This is a genomic window from Halomarina halobia (genome assembly GCF_029338575.1).
Taxonomy (GTDB): Archaea; Halobacteriota; Halobacteria; order Halobacteriales; family Haloarculaceae; genus Halomarina; species Halomarina halobia.
In genome coordinates, this window is the sequence record NZ_CP119993.1 from 914407 (window position 1) to 929186 (window position 14780).

Consider the following 14780-nt stretch of genomic DNA (forward strand, 5'->3'; position numbering starts at 1 on the left):
CAGGCCGTCCCTCCCAGTTGTTCGACATGGCTTACCTTCCCACGGTTCCGGAAACGTTGACAAGGACTACGCGGAAGTATCTGGATCGAGAAGCGATTGTGTACCCTCGTAAGAACATTCGATGGACCTACGAGGAATTTGACGAACGAGTCACGCGGTTCGCCAATGCGCTCCGGGAGGCAGGTGTAGAGAAAGGCGACCGCGTCTCGCTTCTCATGCACAATTCCGCGGAGTTCGCGGTTGCGGTGTTCGGCCTCCTCCGCGCCGGTGCCGTATTCAATCCCATCAACTATCGTCTCGCCCCCGGCGAGGTCGCCTACATCCTCAACGATTCCGCATCGACGGTCCTACTGTTCGAGGAAGTGACGCGCGACACCGTCGAGGGCGCGCTTGACCAGTTCGATACGGTCGACAGATATCTCTACGTCGACGATGACGTCGAGGCGACGCCCAAGTACGCCGAGGGGTTTCACAGTGCGGTCGCAAACGCGAGCACTGCACCCATCGAGATAGATGTCAAATCGGAGGACCAGTACGCCATCATGTACACCTCCGGCACCACCGGTCGCCCGAAAGGTGTCGTCCACTCCCACCGAGACGCGACCTACCACAACTTGATGTACCTCGGTCGGATGGACCTCGACTACGAGGACGTGGGAGTGTCGGCGATGCCTCTCTACCACAACGCCGAACTCAACTGCGGATTGTTTCCACGGGTGAACCTCGGCGCCAAGACGGTCGTCCTTCACCAGTTCGACGCCGAGCGCGTCCTAGAAGCGGTAGATAATGAACGAGCGACCCACCTGTTCGTCGCCTCCCGAACCTGGTCGGAGTTGCTCGCGGCGGCCGAGACGATGGACGACTTCGACGGGGGGTCCCTCGGCCTCGGGGTCTACGGTGCGGCACCGATGCCGCCCACGCTGCTTGAGCGGTGCATGGAGGTCTTCTGTGAGGATTACGCGACGGCTTACGGCATGACGGAGATGGGGCCCTGTGCGACGTTCATCCGACCGGACGAGGTCCGCGACCAACTGGGAAGCGTTGGGCGGGCCGCCCCCAACCACGAAGTCAGGATCGTCGAACCGACGGAGACTGAGTGTCCTGCTGATCCCGTTACTCCCCGCGACACCGTTCCGCAGGGAGATACCGGTGAAATCATTCTCCAAGGTCCTCCAATGATGAGCGAGTACTGGAACCGCCCCGAAAAGACGGGGAACGCGATTCGTGACGGCTGGTTCTTCACGGGTGACGCGGGCTATTTCAACGAGGACGGCTACCTCTTCCTCGTCGATCGGATCGACGACATGATCATCTCCGGTGGCGAGAACATCTACCCGACGGAGATAGAGAACGTCCTCTACGAGCACGACGCCGTCGAAGCAGCGGCAGTGATCGGCGAGGAGGACGACGAGTGGGGCGAGCGCGTGGTCGCATACGTGGTTGGTGACGAAGACCTCGACGCCGACACGCTCGACGCATTCTGCCGGGACCACGATGGACTCGCGGATTTCAAGCGCCCCCGAGAATACTACGTTATCGAGGAACTCCCGCGCAACCCGAGTGGGAAGATTCAGAAGTTCAAGCTCCGCGAGAGTGACGCGGACACGGCTACCGACTAATCCGAGTCCGGATTTTCCATTCCTTTATTCCGTTCGTTCATGTACTCGAGTGCCGCTTCGATACCTTCCGATTCTGCGATTCGATAGTACTCTTTTCCGTACTCCGTATGGTGACCCAGTGTGTCTAACAGTTCACTGTACTTGAACATCGGCTTGGCCCCCTGCATCTCGGCGACCCCATTGACGACATGTTTGAGGATGCGAACGTTGTTCCCCGGCATCTTTCGGATTTCTTCGACCTCGTTTGCTACGGCGTCGAACAGTTCATCGTCGGGGACGACTCTGTTGACCATCCCGAGGTCCTTCGCACGCTCGGCATCGACCACCTTCCCGGAGAACAGCAGTTCCTTGGCTTCGTGGAGATTCATCACGAAGGGGTACACGAGCGTCGGTGGGACGCCAGCCATGCGCAGTCCCGGGTAGCCGAACTGGGCATCTTCCGAGGCGATAACCAGGTCACAGGCCATCGCGATGTCGCTTCCACCGGCAAGGCAATATCCGTTCACGGCTGCGATGACCGGCTTATTACACTCCCAGATCGCGTGAACGTGTACCGTTGAGTCCTCGAACTTGTCTAGCAGGCTATCGACTGTCGGGACAGGGTCGTCCGCGTTGTCGCCCGGTTCGATGTCGTATCCGGCGGAGAACGCAGCGTCGCCGGCGCCGGTCAGGACGACGACACGGACGTCGTCGTCGTCCTCGGCCCGTTCGATTCCATCACGCAGTTCCGTGATGAGTGTACCACTGAGTGCATTCATTTTGTCGGGTCTGTCCAACGTGATGTGGGCGGTGGCGTCTTCCCTGACCTCGTACTTGACAGTGTCTGGCATGCACGTCGATAGTGCAGTTCGAGTGTCAAAACTGTTCGGTTCGTGAGGATCAATCGGTCGGACCCACACCTATTTGTGGGGTGTGGTCTTCCGTCGTCTCGTGCGTGCAGCAGCCTTTACCGGGTTTGGCAGCCCGGAACACGTCTCCGTAGAGCCGTTCGACGACCCTGATCCCGAACCCGACGAGGCAATCGTTGATGTCGGTGCCTGCTCGATCAACCACCACGACCTCTGGATCCTGAATGGCGACCTCTGGATCGGCGAGGACGACCTCCCGTTTGTCGCTGGGATGGATGTCGCAGGGACGGTCACTGCCGTCGGCGCCGACGTTCACAACGTCGAACCGGGCGACAGGGTACTTCTCTGTCCCAACGAAACTTGTGGCTCTTGTCGGTACTGTAGGGAGGGACCGGAGAGTCACTGTAAGCGGTTTAGCCTGTATCACGGTGGGCTCGCGGAGCAGGCGTCCGTGCAGGCGGACCGACTCGTTCACCTTCCGGACGACGTCGATCTCGTCGACGCGGCTGCCCTCCCCGTCGCCTACATGACGGCGCTTCGGATGCTCAAACAGGCCGAGGTCGGGGTTGGTGATCTCGTGTTCGTTCCGGGGGCGACCGGGGGCGTCGGGGTGGCAGCGATCCAGCTGATCGACGCGATCGGCGCTCGCTCCATCGGGACATCGACATCGAAGCAGAAACTGGACCGACTTGAGGACCTCGGTGTCGATTACACAATCGAGTCGGGCGACCCTGACGAGATCCGATCGGCCGTCGTCGAGATTAGCCGAGTCGATGCGACTCTCAACCACCTCGGAGGTCCGTTTTCCGATGTTGGGTTGAACGTCCTCCGGCGCGGCGGCCGAATGGTCATCTGTGGACAGACGGCCGGCCCTACCTCCGAACTGACGCTCGGGGACCTGTTCCTGAATCAGAAGCGAGTCCTCGGAAACACGATGGGGACTCAAACCGACCTCGAACAACTCGTCGATCTCATCGCTGCCGGCGACCTCGATCCCGTGGTGAACGAGACGTACACACTCGACCAAACGAGTCAAGCATTCGCCGACATGAACGATCGGTCGGTGTTCGGGAAGCTCGTCGTCACGCCCTGACGAGTCCATACGTTTTTGTGACGATACCCCGTTCGAACGAGTATGCGTCTGGCCCGCCTGCACGGACTGGAGGATCTTTCCGTCGACGAGGTCGCCCCTCGACCTGTTCGTCCTGGAACGGTACGTATCGATATCGAGTACTGTGGCGTCTGTGGCTCTGATCTCCACGAGTACAAGCATGGTCCCGCTCCGATTCGTGCCGAAGACCGAGAACACCGAATCCCGGAATCGGAGTGGGACGATCACCTACCGATGCCAATGGGGCACGAGATCGTCGGGACCGTGACCGAGATCGGCGACGGGGTCGATCGAGTCGTGACAGGCGACCGTGTCACACTCTGTCTCATCCTCCCGTGTGACGACTGTCGGTACTGTGCCGATGGAGAATACCACCTCTGTGAACGGATCACCGGTCCGGTCGCGACTCCGGGGTTCGCCGACTCTATCGTCGTTCCCGCGTCGACGACAGTCGTCGTTCCTGAGGCGGTCTCGGCGCGACATGCCGCGCTGACTGAACCCCTCAGCGTCGCTCTCCATGGCGTCCGCCAGTCCGGGCTAAGAGCGGGGGACACGACAGTTATTTTCGGAGCAGGTGCTATCGGTCTCGGTATCGTTGGCTTGGCGGCCGCCGCTGGCGCGCGGGATATCGTCGTCAGTGAACCCCGTGCGGCACGCCGCGAGGCAGCACTCGCGATGGGAGCGGACGCAGTCGTGGATCCTACCGAGACTGACCCGGTCACCTTCGTTCGGGAGCGCACGGACGGTGGTGCTGACATCACCATCGAGGCGGTAGGTCGCAGCGAAACGCTCACTCAGGCGATCCGGAGCGGCGCGTACGGTAGTACGACTGCGGTCCTGGGGGTATTCGTCGAGGAGGCGACCATACACCCAAACGACGTGATGCAGGCGGAACGGACCGTCGTCGGGTCGTTCGCGTTTCGCGGCGGCCACCAGCGCGATCGGGGGGAGTTTCCCGCCGTACTGGAGATGCTTGCCGACGGTCGTCTCGATCCCGAACCGATGATTAGCGACGTACATCCACTTTCGGAGATCGAAACGGCGTTCGAAGTGCTCCTCGATCCCGAACAGGACGCGGTGAAGCTACTGATCGAATCTTAGAACGCGTCGAACATCCGACCAGAGCACTCGAGGCGATCCGCCGATGCATCGAGAAACTTGCCGTAGTCAGTCTGTATTGAATGCGATCGATAGTGAAGCAGAACGTGAGCTACTCACCGACAGTAACATAGACTACTGACTGGACACCGTCCGACCGAGGGCCGTAACTCTATGTTGGATGAATGAGACAGTGGCACCATGCGTGGACTCAATGATAAGACCGTCTTCATCACGGGTGGAGCATCCGGGATCGGTCGCGCTACGGCGGTTAGGTTCGCCGAGGAAGGTTCAACCGTCGTCGTCACCGACTTGGACGCTGACGGTGGTCGCGACACCGTCGGGATGGTGAGTGAATCCGGCGGCGAAGCGATTTTCCACGGACTCGACGTGCGGGACTACGAGGCATTCGAGGATGCGCTCGAAGCGACCGCCGATCGGTACGGTGGGGTGGATGTTCTGTTCAACAACGCCGGCGTCGGCGAGGCTCAGTCGTTCGCGGAGAGCTCGGTGGAGCATCGCGATCGACTCGTTGATGTCAACATCAACGGTGTCTGGAACGGGTGTCATGCGGTTATCCCGATAATGCGTGAACAGGGGGGTGGAGCAATCGTCAACACTTCGTCGATGGCCGGGTGGGTGCCGGCCGGAATCACGACGTACGCGATGACGAAGGCCGCAGTACTCCACTTCAGTCGCTCGGTGGCCCAAGAGTTGGGTCGGGATGGCATCCGAATCAACGCGATTTGTCCGGGCACTATCGAGACCCCTATGTTCCGGACGTTCTACGGCGAGGGGATCAGGGAGACAATGCGCGAAAAGAACGCGCTCAACCGCCACGGACAACCCGAGGAGGTGGCTGCCTGCGTCGCCTTTCTCGCGAGCGACGACGCCTCGTTTGTGACGGGACGTGCACTCAAAGTCGACGGTGGATACGTATAGGAAGCTCTGAACCGGGGCTACAAGCAGGAACACGATCACACTGATCAATTTCAATAAACCAAGAGGGACACGTTAACTTATCAGGGAAGATGAGTAGCGGTTGTGGCCCAAGATGCCGACTTCCGTGACACGCAAGTCGCTGACCTTACTACCCTACCACTACATTTAGACGTACAAATATAAAATAAATTACAAATACATTTATACGTATGTTGTTGGAAACCACTGGTGGACGCTCACATGGTACGCAATACAAGGTCCGAAGGGTCCAGCAGGCGGACCGTTCTCAAATCACTTGGCGCAGGTAGCACGATATCGCTCCTGGCGGGATGTACCGGTATCACCGGCAATGGCGGCGGTGGCGGCGGTGGCGATGGTCTCCCAGAAACGATCACGATCGGACTGTTAGCCCCACTTTCAGGGGCGTACGGTTTCGCTGGGGAATTCCAGCGGGAAGGGCTTCAGTTCGCAGTCGATAAGATCAACGGATCCGACAAGTACCTCCCGGACACAACACTGGAAATCGTCTCCGGTGATACAGAGACGGACCCGGATACGGGACTCTCGGAGGCACGTCGACTGGTTCAGCAAGAGGACATCGACTTAATGGCTGGGGCGACGAGCAGTTCCGTCGCCTCTGTTCTCAGTGAATATGCGATGAGCCAGGACATGCTCTTCTCGATGATTCAAGCGGCCGATAGGGCACTGACTAGTGGAGAAGACTGCCAGATGACCTCGTACCGTCCGAACCCCCACACTCACCAAGCAGGCACACTTGCGGGACGGTGGTGTACCGAGCAATTCGGTGAGAGAGCGTTTGTCCTCTATCAAGATTACAGCTACGGCCAAGCGACACGCGAGGCAGTTGGCATGGGGATCGAGGAAGCCGGCGGAGAGATCGTTGATGAAGCAGCCGTTCCACTCGGTAACCAACAGTTCCAGTCCGTTATCGGCCGCATTCAGTCGAGTAACGCTGACTGGCTCCTGTTCGGTATCACCGGGAGCGGCTCAACTGCGTTCCTCACCCAGGCAGCTAACCGCGGCCTCGACATGCCGATGGGCAACCAGAGTCTGCCTTCCTACGCAACAGGGGAGGTGGGATCCGACATCATCGATCAGTTCAGTGAACTCTACCGAACACCGTTACTCTATACGCGCGAGATCGACACCGAACGGAACCAGACGTTCGTCAGTGAGTTCGAGGACGCCTATGGTCATCCCCCGAACTATAGCTCGGAGACAGGGTACATGGTTGGTCGGTTCCTCGGTGAGGGGCTCCACGAAGCCGGCACTCTCGCTCCGTCGGAGGCAAGGGATGCGCTCGAAGACTTTACCTTCGAGACCGCTCGGGGCAAGAACACCGTCCGCGGCTGCGATCATCAGGGAACGCCCCCGCTATACATTGCACAGGTAACCGGCGTCGACGATGAGCTCGGTCTCGGAACGCACGAGATCATCGACAAGTTCGACAGCGCTGATTTCACAACTCCGTGTGAGGACGTCGAGTGTGAGTTCTGAACGTGGATGTTGTAGACGATGAACGATTCAGTGGTACTTCGAACAGAAGACCTCACGAAACGGTTTGGGAGTCTGACTGCCGTCGATAGCGTCTCCTGGGGCATTGAATCCGGGGCGACCAAAGCGATTATCGGCCCAAATGGAGCCGGAAAGAGTACGTTCTTTAATCTCATTAGCGGTGTCTTGCCACCAACGAGCGGTGAGGTCGAGTTCCATGGCGAACGGATCACCGGCAACCCGGAGTACAAAATCGCCCGGCGGGGACTGGTCAAAACACACCAGACAACGAATATCTATGAGGAGAGTACGGTGTTCGATAACGTCCGCATCGCGGCACAGACGAATCGGACGACGTTCAACATGTGGTCGAAAGCGAGTGATCTGACGACCGTAAACGATCAAACGGAGCGAGTACTAGAGCGCGTAGGTCTCACAGACGAGCGTGATCGGATGGCTGGCGAGCTTCCACACGGTCTCCAGCGGAAGATCGAGATCGGGATCGCCCTCGCAACGGACCCCGATGTTATCCTCTTCGATGAGCCGATTGCAGGAATGTCTCAGGACGGTCGACGGGAGATGCTGACCGTGCTCCAAGAACTCTCCAACGACCCCTCGCTGACAACCGTGATTACCGAACACGACTTCGACATCATCATGAACCTCGCCGAAGAGATCACCGTCCTCCATCAGGGAGCAATTTTAACGGAAGGAACACCGGACGAGATAGCTCACAATGAACAGGTACAGAAGGTATACCTAGGTGGTGATTGATGCTGGTACTTGACTCCGTCAACGGGTACTACGGGAAGAGTCACATCTTGCAGGACTTGTCTCTCGAAATCAAGGCCAACGAGATCATCGCGTTGCTCGGTCGCAACGGGGCAGGAAAGACGACCACGTGTCGTGGAATCATGGGGGTCCTACCACGTATCGAGGGACGGATTACGATGAGCGGCACGGATATTATTGGTTTGCCACCAGATAAGGTATACAACCACGGGATTGCCTGGATTCCGGAACGACGTCGCATCTTCGCGAACCTCACTGTCGCCGAGAACCTCATGATGGGCCTGACCGAACCAGACCAGCGTGAAGAACGCTTCCAGGAGGTCTTTGACCTGTTCCCCCGACTCGAAGAACGAGTCGACCAGCAGGCAGGCACGATGAGTGGTGGAGAACAGCAAATGTTGGCTATCGGACGCGCGCTCGTCTCCCATCCGGACCTCGTTCTAGTCGATGAGCCGTTCGAGGGGTTGATGCCTTCACTCGTTGATGACGTCGCCGATGTGCTATCAGAGCTTTCCCAGAGAGACATTACTATGTTGATTGCGGACCAGAAAACGGATGAGACGCTCGAACTGGCAGACCGTGCATACATCATCGAGAACGGTCACATCGTTCACTCTGACGACGCAGCAAGTATCGCATCCGATCTCACACTTCAAGAAGAGTACCTGGGGGTGCAATGAACGTGTTGTCCTTCTTTCCGCTGTTCGTGACTCCCTTGCTCGATGGTCTCAGTTGGGGTGTAATGCTCGTCCTCATCGCTATGGGATTGACGCTCATCTTTGGCTTCCTTGAGGTCGTCAACTTCGCACACGGTGGCTTCTACATGCTTGGGGGATACATGGTCTTCGCCGTTATCAGTGCCGGGTACGGATTCTTCGCCGGGGTGGCCGGAGCCATCGTCATCGTCGCTATTCTCGGGATTCTAACCGAGAGACTGCTGTTGCGGCGCTCGTACGACTTCGGGCCGATCACACAACTGCTCATCATGGTCGGTCTTGCACTAGCGATCGAAGGCGCCGTCATCTACATATGGGGTGAGCAGGCGAAGGGCGTGGCGATCCCGAACATGCTCTCCGGATCGGTTCTCGTGTTCGGTAGCACGTACCCGATCTACCGGCTGGCACTTGTCGCCATTGGAAGCGTCCTCATAATAGGTGTCTGGTTGTTCCTCGAACGCAGTCGGATCGGCCTCGTTATCCGAGCCAGTCTCACTGACAAGGAGATGGCCCGGGCCTTTGGGAATGACATCCCTACAATCTATACCTACGTGTTCGCGAGTGGCGTTGTCATCGCCGCTTTCGCGGGGGCGTTGATGACCCCAATCCGTGGAATCGGGCCCGGAACTGGTGCGTCAATTCTTCTCCAGGCGTTTATCGTCGTTGTCGTCGGCGGACTCGGGAGCTATCGGGGTAGTGTCGTGGCTGGGCTCGGACTGGGAATGATTGACGTCCTCGTCGCGAGGTACATCTCGTTTCGATTGAGCGGGATCACGATTATCGCGGTTCTCCTCGTAGTGCTACTCTTGCAGCCACGCGGATTATTCGGCGTCAAAGGGGTGATGGAGGAATGAGCCTTCGCGACGTCTTCGACGACCGAGAAGTCGACTGGCCGATCGTCGGTGGCGGAACGGTTGCGTTTATCGCTTTCCTCGTGCTTCCGCTGTTTATCGGACCGTACGAGGTGAATCTCCTCACGCGAATATTCATACTCGCGTTCTTCGCCATGTCGTTCAACCTCGCGTTCGGGTTCACGGATCTCCCGTCGTTTGGACACGCCGCTTTCTTTGGCCTCGGAGCATACGGAGTCGCGTTGGTGTTCGAGCATCTCGAACCCGGAACGCTCGTGATTCCGGTCATCGTCGCACTGCTAGCAGCCTTGGTGTTCAGCCTGTTTATGGGAATCGCCTCACTCCGTGGCCGCGGGATCTACTTCGCATTGCTCACCTTCGCATTCGCACAGTTCCTCTACGAAGTCGTGTTCAGGTGGACTGAATTCACCGGTGGGGATGACGGTCTCATCGTTACGATTCCGGATATTCTCGGGATAAAAGTTACTGGACCTGAAAACGTATACTACATCTCGCTCGTACTACTCGCCTTACTCACGGTCGGGATGTATCGCGTTCTCAACTCCCCGTTCGGAAAGGTGATGGGGGCGATCCGGGAAAACGACGACCGGACCAGCGCCATCGGGTATCCGGTAAAGCGCGTTCAACTCACCGTGTTCGCCCTATCGGGGACACTGGCAAGCATCGCCGGCATTCTGCAAACGATGAACAATCAATTCGTTTCGACGGGGCTGTTCTTCTGGCAGCAGTCGGTCGACGTGCTCGTTGCCACTATCATCGGTGGAAGTACGACGCTGGTCGGACCCATCATCGGTGCATTCTTCCTCGTTCTTCTCCGAGAAGGTGTGCGTGACCTGTCGAACGTTGGGACAATACTTATCGGGGTCGTCTTCATCCTCATTATCCTGCTCGCTTCCGATGGTATCGTCGGCATGATTCGGCAGTATCTCGAAGATCGATAACTTGATCAAATAACCTCTCCGTCTCGTTACCGACTCGATTGATAACTACCCTATGGCGCCTAAACGAGGTCGCTTCGACCGGGGGTTCAACTGGTCGATCTAACGGTCGTGTTGGACCAAGACCCAACGGGTTGCCCAAGAAATATAAAATATCTTAACTATATATCTTATAAATATATTTCTCTTCTAAACGATATATGGCCGATTGTCGGGGATTGCCCGCCGGTGGGCAACCGTACCGAGAATCATCTCATCGAACACGATATCCTCATCGGCCTTGAGTCGGAAACGGATGTCTTCAGTCGTCCACCGGGAAAGTACTCGTTTGCGCGAGTGAGCCCTCGTTTGGAATGGGCCTCTGGATTTCGACGGGGGCTTTGATGACGTGAACGTGGTTCAGCGCACTCGGCTAAGCGAACGCGAATCAATCGTATTACGCCTTGTGAGCTCGCTTAAGATGCTCTATCCGGCGGTTACACCGTAACGGTGTAGTTAGAGAGGCAATTTGTCCGCCGCTGTCAAGGATTCGGTCAAACATCGGCACTGGCATTGAGCGCTTACCGTTCTCGTCGACGCTCGAATAGCCTCCAGCCAACAAGCCGCGTGGATCGCCCGAACCGGGGTTGATTTAGCTATCCTCGAACAGGTGGACGAGTTAGAACTCGCTCCAGTCTGAAAAGTCTGGGTTTCGCTGTTCGAGAAACGCTCGGAAGCCTTCGTGGATGTCGTCTGTTTCGAAGAGAACGGCTCCTAGGGCCGCTTCGAGAGCGAGTCCCTTCTCAAGACCTTCTCGAGTTTGATTAATGACCTCCTTGCCGAACCATTGGGCGTACGGAGCGCCGGTTGCGAGATCCCGGGCGATATCGTAGACGCGGTCGTCGAACTCCTCGTCTGGAAAGACGTCATTGACGATCCCCAACGAGGCTGCCTCCTCGGGCATTACCGTTCGTCCGGTGAGCACTAGCTCCTTCGCTTTGAGGTATCCGACGATGAGCGCCAGACGCTGCGTGCCACCAACGCCGGGGATCCCACCGAGTTTACTCTCGGGAAAGCCGAGCGCCGACGCATCGGACGCGTAGACGAGATCGCACATCAGTGCGAGTTCTAACCCTCCACCGAAGGTAATCCCGTCGAGGGCGGCGATAACCGGTTTCGGCCCCCCTTCGATCGCCTCTTCTACCTCGCGAAACGCGCGACGGAAGTCACGGATGAACCAGAGCGAATCCTGGCCATGAAAATCTCCGATATCCGCACCGGAGACGAAGGCCTCATCTCCCCCCCCAGTCAGAACGAGCACACTCGTTTCGGGGTCGTCCATCGCGGCATCGAGAGCAGTCGATAGCTCCGTCAGCGTCTCGATGTTGAGCGAGTTACGTGTGTCGACCCGGTCGACGGAAATCGTCGTCACGGACTGTGCGGTACTGATATCGAGATTGTCGAACGACCCTCCCATATGTGAGATTCCCTCGCCCTGGGAGTTAACCTTTTGCGATACACTTCCAGTCGATCCTAGAAATCAACCCTCTAGTACGACCGGGGCAAGTCGAGGACGTGCTCTCCGATGTACGCCTTCACGAGTTCGTCGCTGACGGGCGCGACCTGGGCGAGTCGGACGTCACGAAAGAGTCGTTCGACATGATACTCGTTCGCAAACCCCATCCCACCGTATGTCTGCACCGCCTGATTGCAGGCGTCGAATCCTGCTTTGGCACCGACGAGTTTTGCCGCGTTCGCCTCCATCGCACAATCATGACCGTTGTCATAGAGCCACGCCGCCTTGTAGATCATTAGCTTAGCCGTCTCAAGATCGGCTTTGTTTTCGGCCAGTGGGAACTGGATGCCCTGATTTCGGCCGATTTGTCGCTCGAAGGCTTCCCGTTCGCCGGCGTAATTCACCGCCAGATTGAGCGCGAGTTCGCCGGCCCCGACCGGAATCGCGGCCCAGTTGATGCGTTCCGTGTTCAGCGTGTTCAACACGTGAAAGAATCCCTCACCTTCTGTCCCGATGAGGTTCTCGGCGGACACCCGGACGTCATCGAACACCGTCTCGTAGGAACCGAGCGCTCGCATGCTCAGTTTGTCGATCTTATTAAACTCGAAACCGTCGTCATCGGTAGGGACAAAAAACAGGGAGATCCCCCCGTGGCGCGCCCCCTCCTCTGGGGAGGAGGTCCGCGCTACCGTGAGGATGTAGTCGGCTCGTTTACCACCGGTCGTCCAGATTTTCGTCCCGTTCAGAACGTACTCGTCGCCGTCACGTTCGGCGTGCATCTCGATACCCGCGGTGTCGAGGCCGGCGTTCGGTTCGGTGAGGCCGATGGCGACGAACGACCCGTCGACGATCTCCGAGAGGAGTCGCCGTTTCTGCTCTTCGGTGCCGTGTTCAATGATCGCGGTCGACCCGATCACTGGCGACGTGAGGAGATTCGCTCCGCTGACACCCCCGCCATTGCGCGCCACGGCCAGCGACGCCGTGGCGAGTTCGCTCATTCCGAATCCCTCTCCCCCGTACTCCTGCGGGATCTTCATCCCAATGAACCCGGCATCCACAAGGTCCTCCCAGATCTCCTCGGGGAACTCCTCCGTTTCGTCTTTCTCGTACCAGTAGTCAAGCCCGTACTCGTCCATAAGGTCGACCGCGGTCCGTTCGAGTAGCTTTTGTTCGTCCGTCAGCTCGAAGTTCATGGCACCTGAACGCGTGCTCCAGACGCTCTTAACGTTTTTCGTGAGGGGCGGCGTCCCGCTTTTGTCATCCGCCACACTGTCGGGCAGTTCTACAGAGATGCCGTTTCGGCCGGGTGAGGCGCGTCGTACTCTGCGAGAATGACGAACGCACCGCCGAAGTGTTGGGGATGGTAGAACACCTCCGCGAAGTCGTTCGCCTCGTACTCGCCGACAGGATCAACGCCTTTCCGGGATAACTCCTCGATCGCGCCGTCCAAGTCGTGGACGCGGATCGAGACTGCGTACAGCCCCGGTCCGTTCTCTTCGAGGAACCGCGCAACCTCCGCGCTGTCCTCACGCGGCGTAACGAGCTCGATACCGGACGCGCTGAGTACGTTCGCCACGTTTTCGTCGCCCGCGTCGGTGTTCGTGGTCGGTTCTAGCAGGTCCCCGAACGACAGCCCCAGTAGCGCCTCGAACTGGCTCCTGGTGGCGTCAATATTTTCGGTAGCGATGATGACACGGTCGACACCAATTACGTCCATGGGCCCGATGGCGACCGAACCCCCATATCTGTATCGCCGCCCTCAAGTTTACCGGTAGGTACATTTATGGTGGTGACAGGTAGAACCGATAACTGAGCTAATGGCCAGCGAGAGAGAGACTACCATACACGAGCACTCACCGGAGACGGTCGAACATCTCCTCCGGGATATGCTCCGCATCCGTATCTTCGACGACGTGGCGCTCCAACAGTTCAAGGAAGGGGATATCCCCGGATTCCTGCACCTCTGTCACGGACACGAGGGATCTCACGCGGGAATGGGGGCGGCGCTGCGGGACGACGACTGGCTCGCGGTCGGTGGCTCACGCCTCCACGGTCAGTACATCGTCAAGGGCGTCCCGATGACCGAGATCATGGCGGAGATTTACGGGAAGGCGACAGGGCCGAACAAGGGGAAAGGAGGGTCGATGCACCTCGCAGACATCGATCGGCGCCTCTACGGACACGCCGCGACCATCGGGTCTGGCCAGAATCCCGCTGTTGGGATGGCACTCGGCGAACAGATGAACGAGACGGGCAACGCGGTCGTCACGACCATCGGCGACGGTGGGACGAGCCGTGGGTCGTTCCACACGGCGCTCGTGTTCGCGTCCGTCTGGGATCTCCCGATCGTGTTCGTCATCGAGAACAACGGGTTCGCCATCTCGTATGACACGCAGCGAAACTACAAGATCGAACGCCTCTCGGACTACGGGAAACCGCTGAAAATTCCGTCGACGTCCATAGACGGCCGGGACCCGCTTGAGGTGTACGAGACGGTTTCGGAGGCGCTCGACCGGGCGCGTGACGGCGGCGGGCCGACAGTCATCGAGATCCGCGTCCGGCGTATTCGCGGTCACTTCGAGGGAGACAAGGAAGTGTACCGCACGGCGGAGGAAAAACAGGAATCGTCCGAGAAGTGGGATCCGATCGTCCGGTTCAGGAAGGAGCTACTTCGGAGCGAGTTCATGAGCGAAGACGAGTACGACGCGATTCGCGAGGAAATCGAAGCCGAAGTGCGGGATGCGGTAGAATTCGCCGAGGAGAGCCCACCGCCGAACCCGGATGTCGCCTACGAGGATATCTACGTGCGGCCGTTCTACGGGGAGGGGGAGTGA

Annotated in this window: 14 protein-coding genes; 10 read left to right on the forward strand and 4 right to left on the reverse strand. The window is 58.4% G+C overall.

Annotation, left to right across the window (positions count from 1 at the left end; genetic code table 11):
* The first annotated feature begins 26 nt into the window (after window positions 1–26).
* Complete coding sequence (locus P1K31_RS19650; RefSeq protein WP_276306053.1) at window positions 27–1619, forward strand: long-chain-fatty-acid--CoA ligase; 1593 nt, start codon at window positions 27–29, stop codon at window positions 1617–1619.
* On the opposite strand, the gene P1K31_RS19655 is transcribed toward P1K31_RS19650, so the two are convergent.
* The gene (locus P1K31_RS19655) at window positions 1616–2449 is read right to left on the reverse strand and encodes an enoyl-CoA hydratase/isomerase family protein (RefSeq protein ID WP_276306054.1); all 834 of its coding nucleotides are present in this window, start codon (window positions 2447–2449) and stop codon (window positions 1616–1618) included. The two genes, P1K31_RS19650 and P1K31_RS19655, sit on opposite strands and share 4 nt — an antisense overlap.
* Before the next feature lie 100 nt (window positions 2450–2549).
* On the opposite strand from P1K31_RS19655, the gene P1K31_RS19660 reads away from it, so the two are divergent.
* From P1K31_RS19660 to P1K31_RS19695, 8 genes are all read left to right on the forward strand, one after another.
* Window positions 2550–3560: an alcohol dehydrogenase catalytic domain-containing protein gene (locus tag P1K31_RS19660; protein ID WP_276306055.1), complete on the forward strand. Its 1011-nt coding sequence runs from the start codon at window positions 2550–2552 to the stop codon at window positions 3558–3560.
* A gap of 42 nt (window positions 3561–3602) precedes the next feature.
* On the forward strand, window positions 3603–4679 hold the full coding sequence (locus P1K31_RS19665) for a zinc-binding dehydrogenase (RefSeq protein WP_276306056.1): 1077 nt from the start codon (window positions 3603–3605) through the stop codon (window positions 4677–4679).
* Window positions 4680–4877: 198 nt separating this feature from the next.
* Window positions 4878–5618 carry an SDR family NAD(P)-dependent oxidoreductase gene (locus tag P1K31_RS19670; protein WP_276306057.1) on the forward strand — a complete coding sequence of 247 codons (741 nt, stop codon included), beginning with the start codon at window positions 4878–4880 and terminating at the stop codon, window positions 5616–5618.
* A gap of 228 nt (window positions 5619–5846) precedes the next feature.
* Window positions 5847–7136, forward strand: coding sequence for an ABC transporter substrate-binding protein (locus tag P1K31_RS19675; protein ID WP_276306058.1), 1290 nt, complete (start codon window positions 5847–5849; stop codon window positions 7134–7136).
* 18 nt (window positions 7137–7154) lie between these two features.
* Window positions 7155–7907, forward strand: a complete 753-nt coding sequence (locus P1K31_RS19680; RefSeq protein ID WP_276306059.1) for an ABC transporter ATP-binding protein — start codon at window positions 7155–7157, stop codon at window positions 7905–7907.
* Window positions 7907–8605, forward strand: coding sequence for an ABC transporter ATP-binding protein (locus P1K31_RS19685; RefSeq protein ID WP_276306060.1), 699 nt, complete (start codon window positions 7907–7909; stop codon window positions 8603–8605). The genes P1K31_RS19680 and P1K31_RS19685 overlap by 1 nt, the downstream gene beginning before the upstream one ends.
* Window positions 8602–9495 (forward strand): branched-chain amino acid ABC transporter permease, encoded by an 894-nt coding sequence (locus tag P1K31_RS19690; protein WP_276306061.1) that lies wholly within the window; start codon window positions 8602–8604, stop codon window positions 9493–9495. The genes P1K31_RS19685 and P1K31_RS19690 overlap by 4 nt, the downstream gene beginning before the upstream one ends.
* A complete protein-coding gene (locus P1K31_RS19695; protein WP_276306062.1) occupies window positions 9492–10454 on the forward strand; it encodes a branched-chain amino acid ABC transporter permease in 963 nt (320 codons plus the stop codon). Before P1K31_RS19690 ends, P1K31_RS19695 begins: the two co-directional genes overlap by 4 nt.
* A gap of 655 nt (window positions 10455–11109) precedes the next feature.
* Here P1K31_RS19695 and P1K31_RS19700 read toward each other — a convergent pair.
* From P1K31_RS19700 to P1K31_RS19710, 3 genes are all read right to left on the reverse strand, one after another.
* Window positions 11110–11907 (reverse strand): enoyl-CoA hydratase/isomerase family protein, encoded by a 798-nt coding sequence (locus tag P1K31_RS19700; RefSeq protein WP_276306063.1) that lies wholly within the window; start codon window positions 11905–11907, stop codon window positions 11110–11112.
* A 71-nt stretch (window positions 11908–11978) separates the two neighbouring features.
* Window positions 11979–13139 (reverse strand): acyl-CoA dehydrogenase family protein, encoded by a 1161-nt coding sequence (locus P1K31_RS19705; RefSeq protein ID WP_276306064.1) that lies wholly within the window; start codon window positions 13137–13139, stop codon window positions 11979–11981.
* 89 nt (window positions 13140–13228) lie between these two features.
* Window positions 13229–13663, reverse strand: coding sequence for a VOC family protein (locus P1K31_RS19710; RefSeq protein ID WP_276306065.1), 435 nt, complete (start codon window positions 13661–13663; stop codon window positions 13229–13231).
* Between the two features lie 100 nt (window positions 13664–13763).
* On the opposite strand from P1K31_RS19710, the gene P1K31_RS19715 reads away from it, so the two are divergent.
* Complete coding sequence (locus P1K31_RS19715; RefSeq protein ID WP_276306066.1) at window positions 13764–14780, forward strand: thiamine pyrophosphate-dependent dehydrogenase E1 component subunit alpha; 1017 nt, start codon at window positions 13764–13766, stop codon at window positions 14778–14780.